The 4302-nt window shown below is 40.4% G+C and carries 3 protein-coding genes; all 3 read right to left on the reverse strand.

Going from position 1 to position 4302, the window contains the following annotated elements; all coding sequences use genetic code 11:
- Nucleotides 1–124 precede the first annotated feature (124 nt).
- A complete protein-coding gene (gene asp1 / locus SPADD19_RS08610) occupies nt 125–1681 on the reverse strand; it encodes an accessory Sec system protein Asp1 (protein ID WP_061455793.1) in 1557 nt (518 codons plus the stop codon).
- 261 nt (nt 1682–1942) lie between these two features.
- Entirely contained in the window at nt 1943–3163 is a 1221-nt protein-coding gene (gene secY2 / locus SPADD19_RS08615) for an accessory Sec system protein translocase subunit SecY2 (protein ID WP_080559862.1), read from the reverse strand.
- Nucleotides 3160–4302 (reverse strand): glycosyltransferase (locus tag SPADD19_RS08620; RefSeq protein ID WP_241496556.1); only part of this gene is annotated, 1143 nt, incomplete at its 5' end. The genes SPADD19_RS08620 and secY2, both read right to left, overlap by 4 nt.

Here is a 4302-nt window from a genome sequence, read left to right on the forward strand (position 1 = left end):
CATTCGTGCCTTAATATCACTTGCTAGCCCGGCACGCAGGTAGATCCATGTTATATTTTGGGGAAGCTCTAACTGGTTCATCCAATTGTCACGTCCAATTTGCAAAATAGTCACTTTAGACATTTTATTTCTCCTTCAAGTCATTTTCCCATTTTGCGACAAAGCGATCCCCTGTATTTTCTCTGATCTTATCAATTGCAGCAATTAAAGCTTGATTCCAATGTTTTAATTGACCTAGATAATAGTATGCGGCTTCCTCAAAGTCTTCTAATTGTTCTAAAATATAACCATTCTCTAAGTGACTAACATAATCAGAAGCTACAATATTTATCTGAGGGATCCCTGCGCTGATACCAGCAAGCTGGGTGTATCGATGAGGCTCCGGACTCAGATCGACAATCAGACGTGTGTACTCCAATTCCCTCATCAAAGTTGTTTCATCAAGAAGGTTTACAAAGTCAAAACGATACTCCATCTCTTGATTTTCTACTAGCTTATTTTCAGCACCTTGACTTTCTTTAATAGATACAAAATCATCTAGTCGAAAGGACCTTGAAATGCGGTCTTCTACTCCTTTTTTCAAACTTTCAAAGTCAGCATGCTGGGCATTGAAACAACCAAACAACACCTTCGTTCTAGGGTATTTAGCTACAAATGCCAATACTTGATAAATGGCATCCATATCCAACTGGTCTAAATCGATCTGATAAAAGATTTTTGATTCTTTTACACGTTGACTCATCCCTAGAGAAAGTCGCGTATCATAGGGCGCCATATGTCGAACTTTTGACGCCTGATCTGGGAAATATTCACAAACCTGATCCACAAACTTCTGATGATCACTAACCACTAATTGGGTTGCTTTTAAATAGGATTCGTAATCTTCTATTGAATCTGATTGATTCCTCTCTTTAAACCAGGTTAAAACCTTTTTGCTCTCCTGAGGAAGATGCTCAAAAACATCTCGGTTCATTCTTTGCTCAGAAGCCACTACAAAGCAATCCGAGCTTTGGACCTGTTCTTCAAGATAGCGATCAAAGAACTCCCAAATAACCTCTTCCAAATTAAGATAGTAGTCTTTTTTAAAGCGATGCTTCATATCCGGATTGCAGACAATTCCACGCCCATCAAGAAAATGGCACAACTGCCATATCCCTTCTGAATTCATATAGGCACGATAACTTGCCCGCCCATCTTGAAATTGAAGGACACTGGAAACAAAGCCGCGATCATCATAAATCACTTCCCTCAAAATTTGACCATTTCGAAAATAGCGGATCATGCTCAGATATCCTTCGGGTCCTAGTTCAATTTCAGCGTAACGTTGGCCCCTCTTCTCTACTACAATTGCAAAGGGGGTATAGATAAAATCACAATCATCTCCCCAACTTAAGTCCTTCACTTGAAGACAACGCATGGGTTGATCGGGAATTCCTTGAATCGCATCAAAAACTGAAAAATAATTGGCTTCTAAAAGATCGTATCGATGCAAAAAATACCGTAAATGAGGTTGGTAGGTCAACAACAATAGGGTCGGATCCAGATCCTGTTCTTGAAAGATTCTCACTTGATGGAGTGTATCATCAAAATCAATTTTTTTTCTTCTATTGTACCATGGGGTCATATCTGGTTGCCAAAACTCAACCCCTTGCCCGTACCAAGCAGGAATAAAATAGTACATAGTGCTCCTTTTCAATGACTTTATTTTGATTAAAATTCACGCGCTTATCCCGCTTATCCCCACAACAAAGCGGGGGGATAGCATTAAAGATGCCTTTTCTATAGAAAACCAATCTTCCATAAGCAAAGACCAAAACTTTTTCTACTGGGCTGCGAACATCGTAGTGATAGGTAGCCAGACAATTGATTCATCTAGCTGCCTATCACTCTCAAAACATTCTTGAGAGCGATCGTATTTGCACCAGCATTTCTCACTATCATTCTACTCAAACAATCCCTTGTAGGATTCATTTAGTGTCAAGGCTTTTACTTCTTCTCGAATATTATAAACCATCCCACTAAAAATCAGAAACATACCTGGGATCATACTTAATTGTAGATATTGTGGATCCATTAAAACGACCAACATGGGGCCTCCCGCCATCAAAACAGTATATACTGCTCCAATAACTGCAAATCTCATGACTAAACGATTCAGGAATCGACTAGTATCGGGACCAGGATAAATACCATAGATATATTCGCCGGACTTCCGCATCCGCTCCGAGATTTGTTCACCACTGACATTTACAAAGGCAAAAGCAATGGACAAAACAAACAGAATCAGTTGGTAGAGCACCAGCCAAAGAGGTTGCCCAATTGTGAGAGCCGATATCCATTTAGGAATCCAGTCAGCTTTAGGCAGTACCATCCGCAACAAGAGCAGCACATACTGAGGAATAGAAACCATTGAAATGGCATACATAAAAGGCATCCCACCCGCTGGTGTCAACATAATATCCAAATAAGAGTATTGTTTAAACCGATTATGAATATCAATTTTATTTACTGGAATCCGATAGCGCGCCTCCTGGAAAGTAACAGAAACGTAGAGAAAGATCACACCCATGACAACCAGTAAGAGAATAAAATCCAAGCCAACATGCAAGCGTTGGATACTCGTCACAATCTGTTGTGGAATATTCGCTACCATACTAGCCATCAAAATCACAATAGAACCGCCAATTCCCATGAAAGAATTCAGGTCTGACAGCCAAACCAGAAAGAAGGCCCCCGCTATTAAAAGCAACGTATTTGTGGCAATTGCTAGTCCCTTGGGGATGCCCGCCTCAATCGGTAAGTTGAGAGAAACAGCCAATGACTGGATCAAAGCAATCCCTAATGTCAAATACATTCGTCTCCGATCTTGAATTTCTATTGGTAATTTCCCTAAGTTTGACTTTTTCGAAAGTGTGAACATTTGCCAGAGAATCATGGCAGACATCCAGGGGGATAAGCCGACAGAGAAGACAGAAAGCGACTTTAGATTCCCTCCCATCATGGCACTTGTAAAAGTTAACGAGTAAGTGGCTCCACCTAAAAAGTTAGGATCATCTAGATTGACAAAAGGTAATAGCAATTGGCTTCCTAACATATATATAAAGAGGAAAAACAAGGTCCAAGAGATCCGTTTTAAAACAACGGTATGTCGAAATCTGCTCACAATAAGTCTGGCCCCTTTCTATTACTTCTACGCTCTTCAATATAATGACGGATAGCTGCCACCATTTCTTCTGGATGTTCATGAGAAAAAACAGCCTGGTAAGTTTGTCCCTGTCCCTGGGTATTTTCAAATGCAAACATCGCAATTCCGGCCTGACCAACCAACTCATATATCAATGGGATTTTATCAAAATGATTGATATCTAAATAAAGATCTACCTGTGGTAACTGTTGCTCGATCAAAAGCGGATACGTATTCGGATAAAGACTCACATTTGGATATTGTGATAAACGTAATAACTCTACTGCCATATAAGTATAAGCAGCGATTTCAAAATGAACTTCTGGAAGGTGTTGGACCAAATATTCTATCTGTTCTAAGAGATAAGAATTCGTTAGTGTATAACAGGTTAGAAGGGGCTTGGAATTTTTTGGTCCCAACTCAAAGCCACGTTCTTTCCAATGACTCAGCACCTCAGACCACTCCATTAGATGATACCGCCACCACTGGTCACGTAATCTCACTACTGAAAATTGGTTCCACGGTTTATCAGGAGAGATATAATGAAGAATCAAAGGAAGCGGGTCCAAAGGGATTTCAAACACAAAACGATGACCAGCTTCCCCTGCTCCCGCATCAAAGCCAATTTGAAAATTGTAAATATCATCCAATTTTAAATAGCGATCTTCAAATACCATATTGAGAATCGACTGATCCCCTTCTCCTACATTTGCATGTTCGCGCTCTGTCGTTTCGACTAGAACCTGACGGATTTGCTGATCCTTCCAAAGACGGTTATTGATCAATAATACGCCCGCATTAAAACCAATTCCCGCATCAAAACAAGAACGAACGGCGGCAACATAATTCTCTCCCAACTCCTGATTGAAAAGAGAATCAAGATTCCCAGTCACAACAAGATCACTATCCAAATAAAGAACCTGATCCTCCTGAACAAAATCTGGAATAAAATACCGTGCAAAGGTCATATGGTTGATATGACCCAGTTTATTCGTCCAATTCATCTGGAACTGTGGTCCGATCAACTTAATATCAAGAAGCTCTCCTCCGAGTCTCTCCACATGCTCTCTCGTGGCACGGAACCACTCGACTGGGATATCTTGATTGAAAAGGTATAT

Source organism: Streptococcus parasanguinis, from assembly GCF_001578955.1.
Classification (GTDB): domain Bacteria; phylum Bacillota; class Bacilli; order Lactobacillales; family Streptococcaceae; genus Streptococcus; species Streptococcus parasanguinis_U.

Excerpts from the sequence above, each read along its gene's own strand:
- asp1 (WP_061455793.1), bottom strand. The coding sequence starts at position 1,681 with ATGTACTATTTTATTCCTGCTTGGTACGGGCAAGGGGTTGAGTTTTGG.